This window comes from Streptomyces sp. NRRL F-5123, assembly GCF_000721495.1.
Taxonomy (GTDB): Bacteria; Actinomycetota; Actinomycetes; order Streptomycetales; family Streptomycetaceae; genus Actinacidiphila.
In genome coordinates, this window is record NZ_JOHY01000025.1 from 45,315 (window position 1) to 64,460 (window position 19,146).

The window sequence follows — 19,146 nt, forward strand, 5'->3', positions numbered from 1 at the left end:
TGTCGCCCTCGCCCGCCGTAATCCGGTGGGCGAGGGCCCGATGCCGTCCGGGCCGGATACCCTGGAAGGCGATCGTCTCCCGCCCCCTGACCCGAGGATCTGCAGCCACCGTGTTCGATACGCTCTCCGACCGCCTCGCAGCGACGTTCAAGAACCTCCGGGGCAAGGGCCGGCTGTCCGAGGCGGACATCGACGCCACGATGCGCGAGATCCGCATCGCCCTGCTGGAAGCCGACGTCGCCCTGCCCGTGGTGCGGGCCTTCGTCGCGAGCGTCAAGCAGCGCGCGACCGGCGCCGAGGTGTCCCAGGCGCTCAATCCGGCGCAGCAGGTCATCAAGGTCGTCAACGAGGAACTCGTCGGCATCCTCGGCGGCGAGACCCGGCGGCTGCGCTTCGCCAAGCAGCCACCGACGGTGATCATGCTCGCGGGCCTCCAGGGCGCGGGCAAGACCACCCTGGCGGGCAAGCTCGGCCGCTGGCTCAAGGGCCAGGGCCACACCCCGCTGCTGGTCGCGTGCGACCTCCAGCGGCCGAACGCGGTGAACCAGCTCAGCGTCGTCGCCGAGCGCGCGGGCGTCGCGGTCTTCGCGCCCGAGCCGGGCAACGGCGTCGGCGACCCGGTCAAGGTCGCGCAGGACTCCATCGAGTACGCGAAGACGCAGCAGTACGACATCGTCGTCGTCGACACCGCCGGCCGCCTCGGTGTCGACCAGGAGATGATGCAGCAGGCCGCGGACATCCGTGACGCGGTCCGCCCGGACGAGATCCTCTTCGTCGTCGACGCGATGATCGGCCAGGACGCGGTCAACACCGCCGAGGCCTTCCGCGACGGTGTCGGCTTCGACGGTGTGGTCCTGTCCAAGCTCGACGGCGACGCGCGCGGCGGCGCGGCCCTGTCGATCGTGCACGTCACCGGCAAGCAGATCATGTTCGCGTCGAACGGCGAGAAGCTCGACGACTTCGACGCGTTCCACCCGGACCGGATGGCGTCCCGGATCCTGGGCATGGGCGACGTGCTGTCGCTGATCGAGAAGGCCGAGCAGACCTTCAGCCAGGCCGAGGCCGAGAAGATGGCGGCCAAGCTGGCGAAGGGCCCCAAGGAGTTCACGCTCGACGACTTCCTGGCCCAGATGGAGCAGGTCCGCAAGATGGGCTCGATCTCCAAGCTGCTCGGCATGCTGCCGGGCATGGGCCAGATCAAGGACCAGATCAACAACCTCGACGAGAAGGACGTGGACCGCACGGCCGCGATCATCAAGTCGATGACGCCGGGCGAGCGCGCCGACCCGCACATCATCAACGGCTCGCGCCGGGCCCGTATCGCCAAGGGCTCGGGTGTCGAGGTCAGCGCGGTCAAGAGCCTGGTCGAGCGGTTCTTCGAGGCGCGCAAGATGATGTCGCGGATGGCGCAGGGCGGCGGCATGCCGGGCATGCCGGGGATCCCCGGCATGGGCGGCGGGCCCGGGCGGCAGAAGAAGCAGCAGAAGCAGGCCAAGGGGCGCCGGCAGTCCGGCAACCCGATGAAGCGCAAGGCCGAGGAGGCCGCCGCGGCGGCCCGCCGCGAGGAGCAGCAGAACCAGGGCCCGGGCCAGGACGGCGGTCCGTTCGGCCTGCCGGGCGGCGGCCAGGACTTCGAACTGCCCGACGAGTTCAAGAAGTTCATGGGCTGATCCAGGAAGTTCCCGGGCCGGCCGCGGTCCCGCGCGGGGCCGGGGATGATGGACGCATGCGCGTATCGATCAGAGAGCCCAGGCCCAGTGACGTCGAGGCCCACCGAGCGGCGGTGCTGCGCTCGGTGGAGCACCTCAGCCCGTGGAATCCGGTGGAGCCGGACGGGCTGCCGGACCTGCTGCGGCGGCAGGGCCCCGGGCTGCGCACGTTCCTGGTCCTCGACGACGAGGACGGCGGCATCGTCGGCAAGTGCAACGTCGCCAACATCGTGCTGGCGCGCTTCCGCAACGGCGCCCTCGGCTACGACAGCTACGTGCCCTACAACGGCACCGGGCGGATGACCGAGGGCCTGCTCCAGATCGTCGACCGCTGCTTCACGGCGGAGGCGGCGGGCGGCCTCGGGCTGCACCGGCTGGAGATCAGCGTCCAGCCGGACAACGTCCGCTCCATCGCCATGGCCAAGCGGCTCGGCTTCCGGCACGAGGGCTTCTCGCCGCGGATGCTCTACATCAACGACGCCTGGCGGGACCACGAGCGCTTCGCCCTGACGGTCGAGGAGTGGCCGGGGCTGTAGCGGAAGGGGCCCGGCTCCCGCTGCTGGGGCGCCGGCCTCCGGTCCGGTCCCGGCCGTGGTCCCGGCCTCAGCCGAGCAGCGGTGCGAGCCCGCCCGTGCGGCGGGCCAGCGCCTCCAGTTCGTCCAGCGCGCGCACGGCCCGCGCCGCGGCGTCCGGGTCGCGCCCCGCGAGCCCGCTCGCGGCGAACTCGTCCTCGTCCAGCCGCAGCACGGTGCCGCCGTCGGCGGACACCCACAGGTCGAGGTCCAGGTCCTCCGACGTCAGCTCGCCGCCGGCGACGGCCACCGGGCGGGTGATGTCGCAGTACCAGCCCTTGAGCCCGCCCTGCGGGCCGCGCACCTCCTTGACGGCGAACCAGCGGTCGCGCCAGTAGTGCTCGGTGAAGACGTCACCGGGTGCGAAGGCGACGAAGCCGAAGTCGCGGGTGTGCGGCAGCGACCAGGGCGCGGTGACGGTCACCCGGACGCCGTCGTCGGCGGTGACGGTCGCGGGGTAGCGGACCTTCTCGCGGCCGGCCTTGACCAGGCGGACGGTGACCGGGGTGCCGGGCGGCAGCGGCACGGGGGAGTCGGGCACGGTGGCGGACATGCCCTCACCCTCGCGGACGCCGCGCCCGGCGGCCACCGGTTTACCGGCCCCCGGAGCCGGTCAGGCGCGGGCGACCAGGTAGCGGAAGACGTTCTCCATCCGGACCGTGCCGTCCCGGCGCCGGTACGGGTGCAGGGCCTCTGCTAGTTCCTTCTCCACCTGCTGCGGGTCGGTCGCGGCCACCGCCGAGTCGAACAGCCCCGTCGACAGCAGCCCGCGCACCGCCGCGGCCTGGTCCGGATAGCCGAACGGGCAGGCCACCCGCCCCGACCCGTCCGGGTGCAGGCCCGCCTCCGCGGCCAGGTCCTCCAGGTCGTCCCGGCCGCTGAACCGCGGTACGGGGCCGGCGGGACAGGCGTCCGTGCGGGTGCCTGTGCCTGTGCGGGTGCCTGCGCCTGTGCCTGCGCCGTCCGGGCCGCTGCCGCCGCGGGGTTCGGCGAGCCGGGCGGCGACCCGCAGCACCGCGGCGGCCGCGCAGCGCTCGGGCGGCCCCCACCCGGCGAGCACCACGGCGCTGCCCTTGCACGCGGTCGCGGCGACGGCGGCCAGCGCGGGCCGCAGCGCGCCCGCGGGCACCGCCGGGTCGAGGGCGGTGACCACGCCGTACCCCGCGCCGCGCAGCCCGGCGGCGTCCGGCGTGCCGGGGCGCAGCCGGAACGGCTCGGCAATGTGCGGAGCCTCGGCAGTATGCGCGGGCCCGGCAATGTGCGCCGGCTCGGCAATATGCGCGTCCGCCCGTAATGTGCCGAGCCGTTCGCGGGCCAGCCGCAGCCGGGCGGGGTCGGTGTCGTATCCGGTGACCACGGCGCCCCGGGCCGCCGCGAGCAGCAGGGCGAGCCCCGAACCGCAGTTGAGCGCCAGCAGCCGGGTGCCGGGGCCGACGCCGAGCCGCTCGTGCACGGCGTCGTAGAGCGGTACGAGCATGCGCTCCTGGATCTCGGCCCAGTCGCGTGCCCGGTCGGTGTGTGCCTTCGCAGGCCTGGATCCGCGATAGAGGGTAGGTGCCATCGAAGCCCCAATCAGCCGCGCTCCGCCGTGAGCCCCCGTGGGAATGTGTGCCGCCTTCGTCCCCCGAGAGCCAGACAACTGCTGTTTGCGGGCGCCGTCCAGGGGCGGCGGGAGGCGTTTTCGGCCCGTTCCGCACCCGTCCCCGCGGGCGTAACCGATTCGGAGTCCGACGGCCTCGCCCCGTACCATCGCCTGCATGGCAAAGGCTCCCGTTCTCACCCCCCAGGCGGACGACTTCCCGCGCTGGTACCAGGATCTGATCAACAAGGCAGAACTGGCCGACAACGGCCCGGTCCGCGGCACCATGGTCATTCGACCGTACGGCTACGGCCTGTGGGAGCGGATGCAGCAGGACATGGACGCGCGCATCAAGCAGGCGGGTGCGCAGAACGCTTACTTCCCGCTCTTCATCCCGCAGTCCTACCTGGCCCGTGAGGCCGAGCACGTCGAGGGCTTCGCGCCGGAGCTGGCCGTCGTCACGCACGGCGGTGGCAAGGACCTGGAAGAGCCGGTCGTGGTGCGCCCCACGTCCGAGACGATCATCAACGAGTACTTCTCCAAGTGGGTGCAGAGCTACCGGGACCTGCCGCTGCTGATCAACCAGTGGGCGAACGTGGTGCGGTGGGAGATGCGGCCGCGGCTCTTCCTGCGCACGAGTGAGTTCCTCTGGCAGGAGGGCCACACCGCGCACGCCACGTACGAGGACGCGCGCGACTACGCCGCGAAGATCCACCGCGAGGTCTACGCGGACTTCATGACCGAGGTGCTGGCGATGGACGTGGTCCTGGGCCGCAAGACGGCCAAGGAGCGCTTCGCCGGGGCCATCAACACCCTCACGCTCGAAGGCATGATGGGCGACGGCAAGGCCCTGCAGATGGGCACCAGCCACGAGCTGGGCCAGAACTTCGCGAAGGCCTTCCACACCCAGTACCTGTCAGCGGAAGGCGAGCAGGAGCACGTCTGGCAGACCTCGTGGGGCAGCAGCACCCGCATGGTCGGCGGCCTCATCATGATGCACGGCGACGACAACGGGCTCCGGGTGCCGCCGCGGCTGGCGCCGGTGCAGGTCGTGGTGCTGGCGATCAAGGGCGACGACGCGGTCGTGGCCAAGGTGCGCGAGGTCGGCGAGACGCTGACGGCCGCCGGGCTGCGGGTCGTGGTCGACGACCGCACCGACACCCCGTTCGGCCGCCGTGCGGTCGACTGGGAGCTCAAGGGCGTCCCGGCCCGGGTCGAGATCGGCCCGCGCGACCTGGAGGCCGGCACCGCGATGCTCGCCCGCCGGATCCCCGGGGGCAAGGAGCCGGTCGCGCTGGACGCGCTCGCGGCGCTGCTGCCCGGGCTGCTGGAGGAGGACCAGGCGCAGCTGCTGCGCGAGTCCCGCGAGCGCCGGGAATCCCGCACTGTGGACGTCACCGGTATCGACGAGGCAGCCGAGGCCGCGGCCGACGGCTGGGCTCGCATCCCGTGGGCGGATCTCGGTCCCGAGGGCGAGGCGAAGCTCGCCGAGCAGGGCGTTTCGGTGCGCTGCCTGGTCGGCGCGGACGGCGAGGTGCCGGACGCGGACGACGCGCCGGGCGCGCTGGCGGTCGTGGCGCGGGCCTACTAGCGTCCGCTGACCGAAAACGCACGTACGTAATACGTGGTTCGTCCGTCCGTGGGGCGGGTGCGCAGGTTCCTCACCGTCCTCCGCACCCGCCCCTCGTCATGCCCATCCCATGCGCATCATCCGTCATCATCCGCACATCAACCGGAACTGACCGATCAGTGCAAATTAATTGGGCTGGCCCGGAATAGGAACACCGGGAGCATCCGGCTCGTTGTCACGGCGTGAGCACGACACCACCTGTCCTTGCCGCCGAGCTGGCAGTCGCCTGGGCCGACATTCAACGGCACCACCCCGAGCTGCCCGATCTGGCCGCACCCGAATCCCTGATCGGAGAGTCGTCGTCCGCCTGCGGAACCGAACTCTCCTTCGAGAGGCTGCTGCACGAGGCCGTGCACGGCATCGCCGCGGCCCGCGGCATCCGTGACACCTCGCGTGCCGGCCGTTATCACAACCGCCGTTTCCTGGCCATCGCCGACGAGATGGGCCTCGACCACGCCGACGAGCCGCACCCCAGCAGCGGCTTCTCCCTCGTGGTGATGCGCCCGGAGACCCGTAAGCGATATCGGCCGACCATCGAGCGGCTGCAGCGCGCCCTCAAGGCGCACACCGTGGCAACGACCGCCGACACCGCGCGCTCCTTCCGCGGCCCGGCCGCGCGGCACGGCTCGTCGGGCGGCGGTGTCCGGGTCAAGGCCGTCTGCGACTGCGGGCGCAATGTCCGGGTGGTGCCGTCCGTGCTGGCCCAGGCGCCCATCATGTGCGGTGCCTGCGGGCAGCCCTTCCGGATCCCCGAGGTCGTGGGTGTCGCCTGAGTGTGGCAGAATGGCCAGCTGAGAACTCGACAGCCGTGCAGGAACCCTCTCTCCTTCGGCTGACGCGTCCACCGGGCGCCCGACTCCCGCAACCCCACGTGGAAGCTCGTTGTGCCCAAACACGTCAAAAACCAGGAGAATCCACTCCCGTGGCAGTCAAGATCAAGCTGAAGCGTCTGGGCAAGATCCGTTCGCCTCACTACCGCATCGTCGTCGCCGACTCCCGTACCCGCCGTGACGGCCGGGCCATCGAGGAGATCGGCCTGTACCACCCGGTGCAGAACCCGTCGCGTATCGAGGTCGACTCGGACCGCGCGCAGTACTGGCTCTCCGTCGGCGCCCAGCCGACCGAGCCGGTGCTCGCCATCCTGAAGCTCACCGGCGACTGGCAGAAGTACAAGGGCCTGGAGGCCCCCGCGCCGCTGCTGGTCGCGGAGCCCAAGGCCGACAAGCGCGCCCTGTTCGAGGCCGCGGCCAAGGACACCGCCGACGAGCCCAAGGGCGAGGCGATCACGCCGAAGGCCAAGAAGGCCGACAAGAAGGCCGACGACGCCGCCGAGGCCCCGGCCGCGGCTGAGTCCACCGAGGCCTGAGCGTGCTTGAGGAGGCTCTTGAGCACCTCGTGAAGGGCATCGTCGACAACCCCGACGATGTGCAGGTGGACATGCGCACCCTGCGTCGCGGCAACGTGCTGGAGGTCCGGGTGCACCCCGACGACCTCGGCAAGGTGATCGGCCGCAACGGCCGTACCGCCCGCGCGCTGCGCACGGTCGTGGGCGCGCTCGGCGGGCGCGGCATCCGCGTCGACCTCGTCGACGTCGACCAGGTGCGCTGACCGCCCGCCGTACCGCACGAATCACCGGCTCGGGCCGGGGGTGGCGCTGCCGCTCCCGGCCCGAGCCGTCTGACGTACCCGCCCCGGCCGCCGAGGGGAGGGCACGCCCCCCTGAGGCACGCACGAGAGGTGAAGCGCTCCATGCAGCTGGTAGTCGGCAGGATCGGCCGCGCCCACGGCATCAAGGGCGAGGTGAGCGTGGAGGTGCGCACCGACGAGCCCGAGCTGAGGCTCGCGCCCGGTGCCGTCCTCGCCACCGACCCGGCCGCCACAGGGCCGCTGACCATCGCCACCGGGCGGGTGCACAGCGGCCGGCTGATGCTGCGCTTCGAGGGCGTCAGCGACCGCAGCGGCGCCGAGGCGCTGCGCAACACCCTGCTGATCGCCGAGGTCGACCCGGAGGAGACGCCGGAGGACCCGGAGGAGTTCTACGACCACCAGCTGATCGACCTGGACGTCGTCACGACCGACGGCCGCGAGATCGGCCGGATCAGCGAGATCAGCCACCTGCCCTACCAGGACCTGCTGGTCGTGGCCCGGCCGGACGGCAGCGAGGTGCTGGTGCCCTTCGTCGCCGAGATCGTGCCGGAGATCGACCTGGAGGAGCAGCGCGCGGTCATCGACCCGCCGCCCGGCCTGCTCGACGACGAACCCCAGGACGAACTCCAGGAAGAGCCCGAGGACGCTCCGGAGGACGCGGCAGGAGATGCCGGGGACGCCGGGGACGCCCCGCGGGGTGCGGCGGACGGCGGCTGACATGCGGATCGACGTCGTCACGATCTTCCCCGAGTACCTGGAGCCGCTGAACGTCTCGCTGGTCGGCAAGGCCCGCGCCGCCGGGCGGCTGGACGTGCGCGTGCACGACCTGCGCGCGTGGGCGTACGACCGCCACAACACCGTCGACGACACCCCGTACGGCGGCGGCCCCGGCATGGTCATGATGACCGGGCCGTGGGGCGAGGCGCTCGACGCCACCCTGGCTGCGGGATACGAGGCGGGCGCCGGCCGCCCCGCCCTCGTCGTCCCCACCCCGAGCGGGCGGCCCTTCACCCAGCAGCTCGCCGGCGAGCTGGCCGCGCGCCCCTGGCTGATCTTCGCGCCCGCCCGCTACGAGGGCATCGACACCCGCGTCACCGACGAGTACCGCACCCGGATGCCGGTGTACGAGGTCTCCATCGGCGACTACGTGCTGGCCGGCGGCGAGGCCGCGGTTCTGGTCGTGACGGAGGCGGTGGCCCGGCTGCTGCCCGGCGTGCTCGGCAACGCCCAGTCGCACCGGGACGACTCCTTCGCCCCCGGCGCCATGGCCGACCTGCTGGAGGGCCCCGTCTACACCAAGCCCCCGCAGTGGCGGGGCCGCGGCATCCCCGACGTGCTGCTCAGCGGCCACCACGGCAAGATCGCCCGCTGGCGGCGCGACGAGGCGCTGCGCCGCACCGTCGCCCACCGCCCCGACCTGATCCGGCGCTGCGACCCGGCCGCCTTCGACCGGAAGGACCGGGAGATGCTGAGCATCCTGGGCTGGCAGCAGGGCCCGGACGGGCGATTTGGGCCGAGCCCGCACGTCATGGAAGAATGAGCGGCTGCTGCCGGTCCGGCGCGCGCCCCTGCCACAGGGGGAACGACGCCCGCCACCACCGGTCGCCAAACACCTCATCCGATTTGATGTTCCGCCGATGACCTGTGGCATCGGCGAGGAAGCAGACACCGACATGGCCAACCTGATCGCGGACGTCAACAGCGCGTCGCTGCGCAGCGACATCCCCGCCTTCCGCCCCGGCGACACCGTCAACGTCCACGTGCGCGTCATCGAGGGCAACCGCTCCCGTGTGCAGCAGTTCAAGGGCGTCGTCATCCGCCGCCAGGGCGCGGGCATCAGCGAGACCTTCACCGTCCGCAAGGTCAGCTTCTCGGTCGGCGTCGAGCGCACCTTCCCCGTGCACACCCCGATCGTGGAGAAGATCGAGGTCGTGACCCGCGGTGACGTCCGCCGCGCCAAGCTCTACTACCTGCGCGAGCTGCGGGGCAAGGCCGCGAAGATCAAGGAGAAGCGCGAGAACTGAGCGCGTCGCGGGCCGTCCGCGGCGGCCGGATAGGCTCTGGCCCCGATGGACACCGACGTATCACCACCGGAACGCGACCGTTCCCCCGCCGCCGACGAGGCGGAAGCGGAGGAGCGGTCGCGTTCTGCTGTGTCCGGCGGAAGCCGGTCGCGCGCGCTGCTTGCCCTGTGGGAGGAGTGGCGGCGTACGATCCTCCTCGCGGCGGCAGGCGTGGGCGCGATGCTGCTGGTCACCACCTTCGTGGTACGGCCCTACCAGGTGCCGAGCGGCTCGATGGAGGGCACGTTGCGGATCGGCGACCGGGTGCTGGTCGACAAGCTGGCATACCGTTTCGGCGGCACACCCCGGAGGGGGGACGTGATCGTGTTCGACGGTGACGGCTCCTTCACCCAGAAGCCCGGCACGGACTTCGTCAAACGGGTGATCGGCGTCGGCGGCGACCGGGTCACCTGCTGCGACGCCGAGGGCCGGATCATGGTGAACGGCCACCCGCTGGACGAGACCTACCTTTATCCCGGTAACACGCCCTCCCAGGTACGGTTCGACATCGTGGTGCCGGACGGAAAGCTGTGGGTGATGGGTGACCACCGCGACGACTCCCGAGACTCGCGTGACCACCTGGGCGACCCCGGCGGCGGTACCGTCCCGGTCGGCCGGGTGATCGGCCGCGCCGACTGGATCGCCTGGCCGGTCGGCCACTGGACCCGGCTGCGCCGCCCCGCGGCCTTCTCCGACGTGCCCGCCCCGGCCGGCGCGCATGGGTAACCGCGGCAAGGGCCGCCGGACGCTCTTCGGCGGCGTGGTGGACACGGAGCCGGCCTCCGGCGAGGGCACCGAAGGGGTCGAGGACGCCGGGTCCGAGGACGGGCCGCGGCTGACCGGCAGCACCCGGGTCGAGCGGCGGCGGCTGGCCCGCAAGGTGGCCCGCAGAAGGCGCCGCTCCCTGGCGCGGGAGGTGCCGCTGCTGGTCCTGGTGGCGCTGGTCATCGCGCTGGTGCTGAAGACCTTCCTGGTGCAGGCGTTCGTCATCCCCTCGGGGTCGATGGAGCAGACCATCCAGATCGGCGACCGGGTGCTGGTCGACAAGCTCACCCCGTGGTTCGGCGCCGAGCCGCACCGCGGCGACGTGGTCGTCTTCAAGGACCCGGGCGGCTGGCTGCACGGCGAGCCGGAGCCCAAGCCCGACCCGGTGGTCGTCAAGCAGGTGAAACAGGTCTTCACCTTCATCGGGCTGCTGCCGGCCAGCGGCGAGCAGGACCTGATCAAGCGGGTGATCGGCGTCGGCGGCGACACCGTGCAGTGCTGCGACGCGAAGGGGCGGCTGCTCGTCAACGGCACGCCCCTCGACGAGCCCTATCTGTACCCGGGTAATCCACCCTCATTGATGAAATTCACCGACCATGTACCCGAGGGGCGGCTGTGGGTCATGGGCGACCATCGCTCGGATTCCGCCGACTCGCGTTATCACACCGGCCAGCCCGGAGGCGGCACGATCCCGGAGAGTCTGGTGGTCGGACGGGCTTTCGTGATCGGCTGGCCGGTCGGCCACTGGCAGCGGCTCAAGGAGCCGGAGACGTTCGCGGGCGTCGCGGACCCCGGTTCGGCGACGACGGCGGACACAGCCGCGACCACTAGTGTGGGCTCGGCCAAGAACGGTCCAAGAACGGACCAGCTCGCGACCCCCGTGGAACTGTCACTCGTTATGGGTGTGGCAGGGCTGCGCCGGCGGCGCGGCGGGCGGTGTTCCAGAGTGAGGAGTGGATGTGGGGGACCTGGTGGTCGGCGCGCGATCTGGACCCGGCGAGCCCGAGAAGCGGGATGCCGCGGGGCCCGCGGCCGACGCGTCGGCGGCGGATGCCGCGGTCCCTGGACGCTCCGCGGCCGGGCCGTCGTACGCCGATGGGCCGTTGTACGCCGATGGTGCGGGCACCCCGTCCGTTCCGGCGGCGGGTCCGTCGTACGGCGACGGTTCCGGCGTGACGTCCGCTCCGGTGGCCGGTCCGGACCTGACGCAGGGCGCTGACGTGCCCGGCGGCGCGTCCGGGGCCGTACCCGGGGCCATGCCCGCGGGGACGGGCTTCCCGGCGATGGCCGGCGGCGAGCCGGTCGGCCCGGTGGGGCCCGCCGACCCGGACCCGGCGGACGGCGACGGCGGTGACGGCGACGACGGCCGCAGCGGCGGCGACGGCGAGGCCGGACGCCCCGGGCGGCCCTCGCAGGCCAGGCCGCGGTCGTTCTGGAAGGAGCTGCCGCTGCTCATCGGCATCGCGCTGGTACTGGCGCTGCTGATCAAGACGTTCCTGGTGCAGGCCTTCTCCATCCCGTCCGACTCGATGAACAACACCCTGCTGCAGGGCGACCGGGTGCTCGTCGACAAGCTCACCCCGTGGTTCGGCTCGGAGCCGAGCCGCGGCCAGGTCGTCGTCTTCCACGACCCGGGCGGCTGGCTTCCGGAGAACCCCGAGCCCAGCAGCAACCCGGTGGTGCGCGGGCTGCAGAAGGGCCTGAGCTTCATCGGCCTGATGCCGTCCGCCGACGAGAAGGACCTGATCAAGCGGGTGATCGGGGTCGGCGGAGACACGGTGTCCTGTACCGGCACCGGCCCGGTGACGGTCAACGGCAAGGCGCTGGACGAGCCGTACGTCTTCCCGGGCAACACCCCGTGCAGCCCGGACAAGCCCTTCAAGGTGACGGTGCCCAAGAACCACATCTGGGTCATGGGCGACCACCGGCAGGACTCGCTGGACTCGCGCTTCCACATGGACCAGCCGAGCCACGGCTTCGTCGACGACAAGTACGTGGTCGGCCGCGCCATCGTGGTGGCCTGGCCGGTGAACCGCTGGGACTGGCTGTCCATCCCCTCGACCTTCTCGCAGCCGGGCATCTCGGCGGCCGGTTCCGCCGCTCCCGCGGCCGCGGGTGTGGCGGGCGCGCTGCCGCTGGTGATGTGGCGCCGGCGGCGGCTGCTGTCGGCCGGGGGCGGGCCGGTGGCCGGCGACGGCGGTGCGGACGGGCCGGGCGACGGGTCGAGCGGTGCGGGCGGTCCCGACCGCGGCCGGGAAGACTGCTGACCGCCGGGGGTACCCCCGGGTAGGGTTCGGCTCCATGAGCAGTAGCAGCGGTGCGGTGACCAGCACCACACGAAGCGGGACCGTACGGCGGAGCACGTCCGGCAGCGGTGGCGGGATCGGGCACCGGGTGTCCGGCATCGTCATCGCCGTCGGCAGCGTGCTCTTCATAGGCTCCTGCGTGTGGGGCGCGCTGGTCTACCGCCCCTACACGGTGCCGACCACCTCGATGGTGCCGACGGTCCGGCCGGGCGACAAGGTGGTGGCCCAGAAGGTCTCCGGCTCGGATGTGCGCCGCGGCGACGTGGTGGTCTTCCAGGACAAGCTGTGGGGCAGCGAGCCGCTGGTCAAGCGGGTCGTCGGGATCGGCGGCGACACCGTGCAGTGCTGCGACGCGCAGGGGCGGCTGCTGGTGAACGGCACGCCGATCGACGAGACGTACCTCAACGGCGGCGCGCCCTCCGGCAAGGACGGCGCGAGCCGCGCCTCGCTCGAATCCTTCCGCACCCGGGTGCCGGCCGGGAAACTCTTCCTGCTGGGCGACAACCGCTCGGTGTCCGAGGACTCCCGGCTGCACCTGGCCGACGCCGAGGGCGGCGCGGTCCCGGCGACCGATGTGAAGGCCCGGGTGGACGGGATCGCCTGGCCCACGTCGCGGATGGGACTGCTGCCGCGCACCTCGGCGTTCCACGCCGTCCCGGGCGGGGCTTCCCCCGGGCAGGGGCCGCTGGGCATGCTGGTGGTCGCGGCGATCGTCGGGGTGGTGTTCATCCTGGGCGGCGCGGCCTACGACCCGCTGGCCAAGCTGCTGAGGCGCAGATGACCACCCCGGTGCTCGCTTCGGTTGTGCGGGAAAGTCCCGCGGTGTCGTGGGAGCTTGTGACGCACAATGGGTGCACGTACGGCTGAAGGGGAACACACGATGAGCGCCGAGGACCTCGAAAAGTACGAGACCGAGATGGAGCTGAAGCTCTACAGGGAGTACCGCGACGTCGTCGGCCTGTTCAAGTACGTGATCGAGACCGAGCGGCGCTTCTACCTCACCAACGACTACGAGATGCAGGTGCACTCGGTGCAGGGTGAGGTGTTCTTCGAGGTCTCGATGGCCGACGCATGGGTCTGGGACATGTACCGCCCGGCCCGGTTCGTCAAGCAGGTGCGGGTGCTCACGTTCAAGGACGTGAACATCGAGGAGCTGAACAAGGCGGATCTGGACCTGCCGTCGGACGACTCGGGCTTCGGTAGCTGAGAAGTTATCCACAGGCCGGACTTCAAGATCATCTTCGAGGGACCACTCTCTGTCACAGTCGGTGACGGAGGTGGTACTCATGAACGCACGAGGTGCGCTGGGGCGGTACGGCGAGGACGTCGCGGTCCGGGCGCTGCAGGCCGCGGGCCTGAGGGTGATCGGGCGGAACTGGCGGCACGGCCGCGGCGGTGAGATCGACATCCTCGCGGCCGAGGGCGACGCCCTGGTGATCTGCGAGGTCAAGACCCGGCGGGCCGGGCGGTTCCAGCATCCGCGGGAGGCCCTGTCGGCGGCCAAGCTGACCCGGCTGCGGTCGCTGGCCGAGCGCTGGACCGCCGAGCACGGCGGGGCTCCGCCGGGCGGGGTCAGGATCGACCTGGTGGGCGTCGTCCTTCCCGACCGCGGGGCACCCGAGGTCGACCACGTGCGGGGGGTGGCGTGATGGGCTTCGCCCGTACGTGCTCGGTCGCGCTGGTCGGCGTCGAGGGAGTGGTGGTCGAGGTCCAGGCCGATCTCGAACCGGGCCTCGCGGCCTTCACCCTGGTCGGTCTGCCCGACAAGAGCCTGGTCGAGAGCCGGGACCGGGTGCGTGCCGCGATCGTGAACAGCGGCGAGGTCTGGCCCCAGAAGAAGCTCACCGTGGGCCTGAGTCCGGCGTCGGTGCCCAAGGGCGGTTCCGGCTTCGACCTCGCGGTGGCCTGCGCGCTGCTCGCGGCCAACGAGCGGATCGCGCCGTCCGCCATCGCCGACCTGATGATGATCGGCGAGCTGGGGCTCGACGGCCGGGTGCGCCCGGTGCGGGGCGTGCTGCCCGCCGTGCTCGCGGCGGCCGACGCGGGCTATCGGCAGGTGGTGGTGCCCGAGCGGACGGTGGCGGAGGCGTCGCTGGTGCCGGGCATCGCGGCGCTGGGGGTGCGCAGCCTGCGGCAACTGGTGGCGGTGCTCAACGACGAGCCGGTCCCGGAGGAGGAGGAAGGGGCGCTGCCCGGTGAGGGCCGGCCCGACCCGATGCTCGCGGGGCTGACCGTGCCGGGTGGCGGGGTCGGCTCCGGGCTGGCCGTCAGCCTGGGCGGCGGCAGTTCCCACGCCGGGGCGGAGGGCGGATCGTCGGCGGGGGCGGACCTCGCCGACGTGGCGGGGCAGGGCGCCGCCCGGCTCGCGCTGGAGGTGGCCGCGGCGGGGGCTCACCACCTCTATCTGAAGGGTCCGCCGGGGGCCGGGAAGACGATGCTGGCCGAGCGGCTGCCGGGCATCCTGCCGCCGCTGACACGGCAGGAGTCGCTGGAAGTCACGGCCGTCCACTCGGTGGCCGGCATCCTCCCGACGGGCCGCCCGCTGGTGGACACCCCGCCGTTCTGCGCGCCGCACCACTCCGCGACGATGCCGTCCCTGGTCGGCGGGGGCAGCGGGCTGCCGCGGCCGGGCGCGGTCTCGCTGGCGCACAGAGGGGTGCTTTTTCTGGACGAAGCGCCGGAATTCAGCGTGAAAGCCCTCGAAGCGCTGCGGCAGCCGCTGGAGTCCGGGCACGTGGTGGTGGCCCGGGCCGCCGGGGTGATGCGGCTGCCGGCCCGCTTCACGCTGGTGCTGGCGGCGAATCCGTGCCCGTGCGGTCGGTATTCGATGCTGGGCGCCGGGTGCGAGTGCTCGCCCACCGCGGTGCGCCGCTACCAGGGCAGGCTCTCCGGGCCGCTGCTGGACCGGGTGGACCTGCGCGTGGACGTCGAGGCGGTCGGCCGCTCCGACCTCATCGGGCGCGGGCCCGGGGAGAGCACGGCCGTGGTCGCCGCCCGGGTGCGGGAGGCCAGGGAGCGGGCCGCCGTCCGCCTCGCCGGTTCACCTTGGCGGGCAAACGGCGACGTGCCGGGCCATGAGCTGCGCACCCGCTGGCCGGTCGCGCCCGGCGCGCTGCACGCCGCCGAGCGCGACATGGAACGCGGCCTGCTGACCGCCCGGGGCCTGGACCGGGTGCTGCGGGTCGCGTGGACGCTGGCCGACCTGGCGGGCCACGCCCGTCCCGACGCCGAGGACGTCCGTGCGGCCCTGCATCTGCGGACGGGCGTCAGCCACGGCCTGGCGCCCGCCGGGAGCCCCTGATGGCCACGGCCCCGCCGCCCCGGCCGCCGGACGAGGCGACGCTGCGGGCGGCGGACGAGGCGACGCTGCGGGCGGCGTACGGGGAGGGGGCGGGCGTCGGGTGGGGGGAGCGGCTGGCCCGGGCCGCGCTGACCAGGATCGCCGAGCCGGGGGACGAGGTGATGGGGCGGGCGCTGCGGGACCGCGGGGCCGAGGCCGCGCTGCGTGCCGTCCGCGCCGGGCAGCCCATGCCGGCGGCGAGCCCGGACCGTACGGCCCGCTACGCCCGCCGCGCGGCGGGCGCGGACCCGGTGGCGGACCTGGCGGCCGCCCACCGGGTGGGGGCCCGCTTCGTCTGCCCCTCGGACAGCGACTGGCCGGGGCAGCTGGACGACCTGGGGCCGCAGCGGCCGTTCGGGCTGTGGGTGCGGGGCCGGCCGTCGCTGCGGCTGTGGGCGCTGCGCTCGGTCGCGGTGGTCGGCGCCCGTGCCTGCACCGACTACGGGGCGCACATGGCGGCCCGCCTCGGCGCGGGCCTCGCGGAGGCGGGGTGGGTCGTGGTGTCGGGTGCCGCCCATGGGGTGGACGGCGCCGTGCACCGCGCGGTGCTCGGCGCGGGCGGCGCCACGGTCGGGGTGCTGGCCTGCGGGGTGGACGTGGCGTATCCGCCGCGCAACGCCGGGCTGATCGAACGGATGGCCGAGCGGGGCCTGCTCGTGGGCGAGCTGCCGCCCGGCGACCATCCGACCAGGAGCCGCTTCGTGCTGCGCAACCGGGTGATCGCCGCCCTGACCCGGGGGACGGTGGTGGTCGAGGCCCGCTACCGCAGCGGCTCGCTCATCACCGCGCGCCGGGCCACGGCGATGGGGCGGATCACCATGGGCGTACCGGGGCCGTGCACGAGCGGCCTGTCCGAGGGGGTGCACGAGCTGTTGCGGGACGGTGCGGCGGTCGTGACGGACGCTGCGGACGTCGTCGAGCTGGTCGGCGAGATCGGCGCCGACCTCGCCCCGCCGCGGCGCGGGCCGGTGCTGCCCCGCGATCTGCTCGGCGCCGCGGCGACCCGTGTGCTGGAGGCCTTGCCGGGTCGGGGGGCCGCGGACGAGCGGGAGATCGCCGAGGTGGCCGGGGCCTCCTGTGACGACACGCTGAGCAGGCTCGTCGAATTGCAGGCGCTCGGCTTCGTCGAACGGCTGGACGGGAGGTGGCAGTTGGTCCGTACCGCACGCGACAGCCCCACGCGGCACGCCGGTTGACGCCGGCGGCACACCATCAGGTGACAGCGCGGGGCTGTGACCTGGGGCGATCGCAGGGAGCGGCACTCGGGCCACGGCGGCGGCCCATCATGGCCGGTGCGGGTCTTCCGGAGCAACCGTGCCGGGTTCCGCAGCCGGCCCGGTGCCCGTGCAGCCATAGAGGAACGTATCTGCGCATGTCCCAAACGGATGACGTAGCAATGAGCGACACTATGGTCACGCTACGCTCTCGGAGGCTCGATTCCCCGTCCACGTCACGGCAGAACGGCTCACAACGACGCATGCCCCAGCACACCCCCGGGTCCGAACGGGCGACGGCCGCGACCACTGCCCCCGCCACCGCTCGGCCACCCGCCCCCACGTCGCTCGACGAGCTGTGGCGGACCTACAAGTCCACGGGGGACGCGCGGCTGCGCGAGCAGCTGATCCTGCACTACTCGCCGCTGGTGAAATACGTCGCCGGCCGGGTCAGCGTCGGGCTGCCGGCCAACGTGGAGCAGGCCGACTTCGTGTCCTCGGGGGTCTTCGGGCTGATCGACGCGATCGAGAAGTTCGACCCGGACCGGGCGATCAAGTTCGAGACCTACGCCATCACCCGGATCCGCGGCGCCATGATCGACGAGCTGCGGGCCCTGGACTGGATCCCGCGCTCGGTACGCCAGAAGGCCCGGGCCGTCGAGCGCGCCTACGCCACCTTGGAGGCCAAGCTCCGCCGCACCCCCAGCGAGCCGGAGGTCGCCGCGGAGATGGGCGTCGGACTGGAGGAGCTGCACGGCGTCTTCAGCGCGCTGTCGCTGGCCAACGTGGTGGCGCTGGAGGAGCTGCTGCACGTCGGGGCGGAGAGCGGCGACCGGCTCAGCCTCGTCGACACCCTGGAGGACACCGGGGCCGACAACCCGGTCGAGGTCGCCGAGGACCGCGAGCTGCGCCGGCTGCTCGCCCGCGCCGTCAACACCCTCCCCGAGCGGGAGAAGACCGTCGTCACCCTCTACTACTACGAGGGACTGACGCTCGCCGAGATCGGCCAGGTGCTGGGCGTCACCGAGAGCCGGGTCAGCCAGATCCACACCAAGTCCGTGCTTCAACTGCGGGCAAAGCTCGCCGACGTCGGCCGCTGACGGCACCCCCGCACTGTCTACAGTGGAGGGATGCCCAGGATTCGAGCGGCCTCGGTGGCCGAACACCGCACGATGCAGCGGCGGGCCCTGCTGGACGCCGCCCGCGCCCTGCTCTCCGAGGGCGGCACGGAGGCGCTGACCTTCCCCGCGCTCGCCGAGCGCACCGGGCTCGCCCGCTCGTCCGTCTACGAGTACTTCCGCTCCCGCGCCGCCGTCGTCGAGGAGCTGTGCGCCGTCGACTTCCCGGTCTGGGCCGCCGAGGTCGAGGCCGCGATGGAGGCCGCCGGCACCCCCGAGGACCGCATCGAGGCGTACGTCCGCAGCCAGCTCGCCCTGGTCGGCGACCGCCGGCACCGCGCCGTGGTCGCGATCTCCGCGGGCGAACTCGACGCCGGCGCCCGGGAGAAGATCCGCGCCGCCCACGGCGGCCTGGTCGCCATGGTCGTCGCCGCCCTCTCCGACCTCGGCCATGCGGAGCCGCGGCTCGCCGCGATGCTGCTCCAGGGCGTCGTCGACGTCGCGGTGCGCCGTATCGAACTCGGTGCCGCGGAGGACCCCGAGGTGATCACCCGCGCCGCCGTCACGATGGCCCTGCGCGGTGTCACCGGCTGACCCCGGCGCACCCGGTGCGTCAGCGCGGCGCCGGGACCCCGAGGACCGGCAGCAGCCGCGACGGCCCGCCGCGCCGTATCCAGCGGGGCAGCAGCGACAGCGGATCCAGGTAGACGTCTCCGCCCCGCCCCGACCGCAGCAGCCCCCAGTGCAGGCACACCGCCGGGCAGTGCGCGAGCGCCCCCTCCACCGTGCCCACCGGCTGCCCCGCCGTCACCCGCGCGCCGACCGCGACGCCCGCGCGCACCGGCTCGTACGTGATCCGCAGGTCCGGCCCGATCCGCAGCACCAGCACTCCCTGGCCCCCCACCCGCCCGGCGAAGACCACCTCGCCCGGCGCCGCCGCCCGCACCCGCGCACCCGGCCCGGCCCGCAGGTCGACCCCGCGGTGCCCGGCGCCCCACGGTGTCGCGGGCGCCTCGAACGCCCGCAGCACCACCGGCCGCCCGCGCGGCCCCTGCCCGGCCACCGGCCAGCTGCGACCGCCGCCCGGCACCGCCAGGGACGGCCCTCCGGGCGGCCCGCCCGCAGTCGCGAGCAGCGCCGCCACCATCGTCAACCACACCGTCGTGAACGCCATGACACGACGATCCCGCATCCGGGCGCCGA

The 19,146-nt window shown here is 73.0% G+C and carries 22 protein-coding genes; 19 read left to right on the forward strand and 3 right to left on the reverse strand.

Annotation, left to right across the window (positions count from 1 at the left end; genetic code table 11):
* The first annotated feature begins 110 nt into the window (after window positions 1–110).
* Together ffh and IH54_RS0121005 are read left to right on the forward strand one after the other, a co-directional pair.
* On the forward strand, window positions 111–1,670 hold the full coding sequence (ffh, locus tag IH54_RS0121000) for a signal recognition particle protein (protein ID WP_031519024.1): 1,560 nt from the start codon (window positions 111–113) through the stop codon (window positions 1,668–1,670).
* Window positions 1,671–1,726: 56 nt separating this feature from the next.
* Window positions 1,727–2,245 carry a GNAT family N-acetyltransferase gene (locus IH54_RS0121005; protein WP_031519026.1) on the forward strand — a complete coding sequence of 173 codons (519 nt, stop codon included), beginning with the start codon at window positions 1,727–1,729 and terminating at the stop codon, window positions 2,243–2,245.
* Between the two features lie 67 nt (window positions 2,246–2,312).
* Here IH54_RS0121005 and IH54_RS0121010 read toward each other — a convergent pair whose 3' ends face one another.
* Window positions 2,313–2,834 carry a DUF402 domain-containing protein gene (locus IH54_RS0121010; RefSeq protein ID WP_052397699.1) on the reverse strand — a complete coding sequence of 174 codons (522 nt, stop codon included), beginning with the start codon at window positions 2,832–2,834 and terminating at the stop codon, window positions 2,313–2,315.
* A gap of 60 nt (window positions 2,835–2,894) precedes the next feature.
* Window positions 2,895–3,842: a hypothetical protein gene (locus tag IH54_RS0121015; RefSeq protein ID WP_031519031.1), complete on the reverse strand. Its 948-nt coding sequence runs from the start codon at window positions 3,840–3,842 to the stop codon at window positions 2,895–2,897.
* Window positions 3,843–4,038: 196 nt separating this feature from the next.
* Between IH54_RS0121015 and proS the strand changes: the two genes are divergently transcribed.
* The 17 genes from proS (at window position 4,039) to IH54_RS0121100 (ending at window position 18,537) form a co-directional block, all read left to right on the forward strand.
* Window positions 4,039–5,451, forward strand: a complete 1,413-nt coding sequence (gene proS / locus IH54_RS0121020; RefSeq protein ID WP_031519033.1) for a proline--tRNA ligase — start codon at window positions 4,039–4,041, stop codon at window positions 5,449–5,451.
* A gap of 221 nt (window positions 5,452–5,672) precedes the next feature.
* Window positions 5,673–6,263, forward strand: coding sequence for a hypothetical protein (locus IH54_RS0121025; RefSeq protein ID WP_031519035.1), 591 nt, complete (start codon window positions 5,673–5,675; stop codon window positions 6,261–6,263).
* Between the two features lie 149 nt (window positions 6,264–6,412).
* Complete coding sequence (rpsP, locus tag IH54_RS0121030; protein WP_031519038.1) at window positions 6,413–6,856, forward strand: 30S ribosomal protein S16; 444 nt, start codon at window positions 6,413–6,415, stop codon at window positions 6,854–6,856.
* A gap of 2 nt (window positions 6,857–6,858) precedes the next feature.
* A complete protein-coding gene (locus tag IH54_RS0121035; protein ID WP_031519041.1) occupies window positions 6,859–7,098 on the forward strand; it encodes an RNA-binding protein in 240 nt (79 codons plus the stop codon).
* A 141-nt stretch (window positions 7,099–7,239) separates the two neighbouring features.
* On the forward strand, window positions 7,240–7,854 hold the full coding sequence (gene rimM, locus IH54_RS0121040) for a ribosome maturation factor RimM (RefSeq protein ID WP_031519043.1): 615 nt from the start codon (window positions 7,240–7,242) through the stop codon (window positions 7,852–7,854).
* Between the two features lies 1 nt (window position 7,855).
* Window positions 7,856–8,677, forward strand: coding sequence for a tRNA (guanosine(37)-N1)-methyltransferase TrmD (trmD, locus tag IH54_RS0121045; RefSeq protein ID WP_031519045.1), 822 nt, complete (start codon window positions 7,856–7,858; stop codon window positions 8,675–8,677).
* A gap of 133 nt (window positions 8,678–8,810) precedes the next feature.
* Complete coding sequence (gene rplS / locus IH54_RS0121050; protein WP_031519048.1) at window positions 8,811–9,161, forward strand: 50S ribosomal protein L19; 351 nt, start codon at window positions 8,811–8,813, stop codon at window positions 9,159–9,161.
* 45 nt (window positions 9,162–9,206) lie between these two features.
* Window positions 9,207–9,926, forward strand: coding sequence for a signal peptidase I (gene lepB, locus IH54_RS0121055; RefSeq protein WP_031519050.1), 720 nt, complete (start codon window positions 9,207–9,209; stop codon window positions 9,924–9,926).
* The gene (lepB, locus tag IH54_RS43450; protein ID WP_078862396.1) at window positions 9,919–11,184 is read left to right on the forward strand and encodes a signal peptidase I; all 1,266 of its coding nucleotides are present in this window, start codon (window positions 9,919–9,921) and stop codon (window positions 11,182–11,184) included. Before lepB (IH54_RS0121055) ends, lepB (IH54_RS43450) begins: the two co-directional genes overlap by 8 nt.
* 64 nt (window positions 11,185–11,248) lie before the next feature.
* A complete protein-coding gene (gene lepB / locus IH54_RS40055) occupies window positions 11,249–12,232 on the forward strand; it encodes a signal peptidase I (RefSeq protein WP_078862403.1) in 984 nt (327 codons plus the stop codon).
* Window positions 12,233–12,266: 34 nt separating this feature from the next.
* Window positions 12,267–13,052, forward strand: a complete 786-nt coding sequence (gene lepB, locus IH54_RS0121070) for a signal peptidase I (protein ID WP_078862397.1) — start codon at window positions 12,267–12,269, stop codon at window positions 13,050–13,052.
* A 99-nt stretch (window positions 13,053–13,151) separates the two neighbouring features.
* The gene (locus IH54_RS0121075; RefSeq protein WP_031519062.1) at window positions 13,152–13,478 is read left to right on the forward strand and encodes a DUF2469 domain-containing protein; all 327 of its coding nucleotides are present in this window, start codon (window positions 13,152–13,154) and stop codon (window positions 13,476–13,478) included.
* Window positions 13,479–13,557: 79 nt separating this feature from the next.
* Window positions 13,558–13,920 carry a YraN family protein gene (locus tag IH54_RS0121080; RefSeq protein WP_031519064.1) on the forward strand — a complete coding sequence of 121 codons (363 nt, stop codon included), beginning with the start codon at window positions 13,558–13,560 and terminating at the stop codon, window positions 13,918–13,920.
* Window positions 13,920–15,572 (forward strand): YifB family Mg chelatase-like AAA ATPase, encoded by a 1,653-nt coding sequence (locus IH54_RS0121085; protein WP_031519065.1) that lies wholly within the window; start codon window positions 13,920–13,922, stop codon window positions 15,570–15,572. Before IH54_RS0121080 ends, IH54_RS0121085 begins: the two co-directional genes overlap by 1 nt.
* Window positions 15,572–16,807 (forward strand): DNA-processing protein DprA, encoded by a 1,236-nt coding sequence (dprA, locus tag IH54_RS0121090; protein ID WP_078862398.1) that lies wholly within the window; start codon window positions 15,572–15,574, stop codon window positions 16,805–16,807. The genes IH54_RS0121085 and dprA overlap by 1 nt, the downstream gene beginning before the upstream one ends.
* A 281-nt stretch (window positions 16,808–17,088) precedes the next feature.
* A complete protein-coding gene (gene whiG / locus IH54_RS0121095; RefSeq protein WP_031519070.1) occupies window positions 17,089–17,925 on the forward strand; it encodes an RNA polymerase sigma factor WhiG in 837 nt (278 codons plus the stop codon).
* Between the two features lie 54 nt (window positions 17,926–17,979).
* Entirely contained in the window at window positions 17,980–18,537 is a 558-nt protein-coding gene (locus tag IH54_RS0121100) for a TetR/AcrR family transcriptional regulator (protein WP_031519073.1), read from the forward strand.
* A gap of 19 nt (window positions 18,538–18,556) precedes the next feature.
* On the opposite strand, the gene IH54_RS0121105 is transcribed toward IH54_RS0121100, so the two are convergent.
* A complete protein-coding gene (locus IH54_RS0121105; RefSeq protein WP_234343667.1) occupies window positions 18,557–19,117 on the reverse strand; it encodes a murein hydrolase activator EnvC family protein in 561 nt (186 codons plus the stop codon).
* Between the last annotated feature and the right edge of the window lie 29 nt (window positions 19,118–19,146).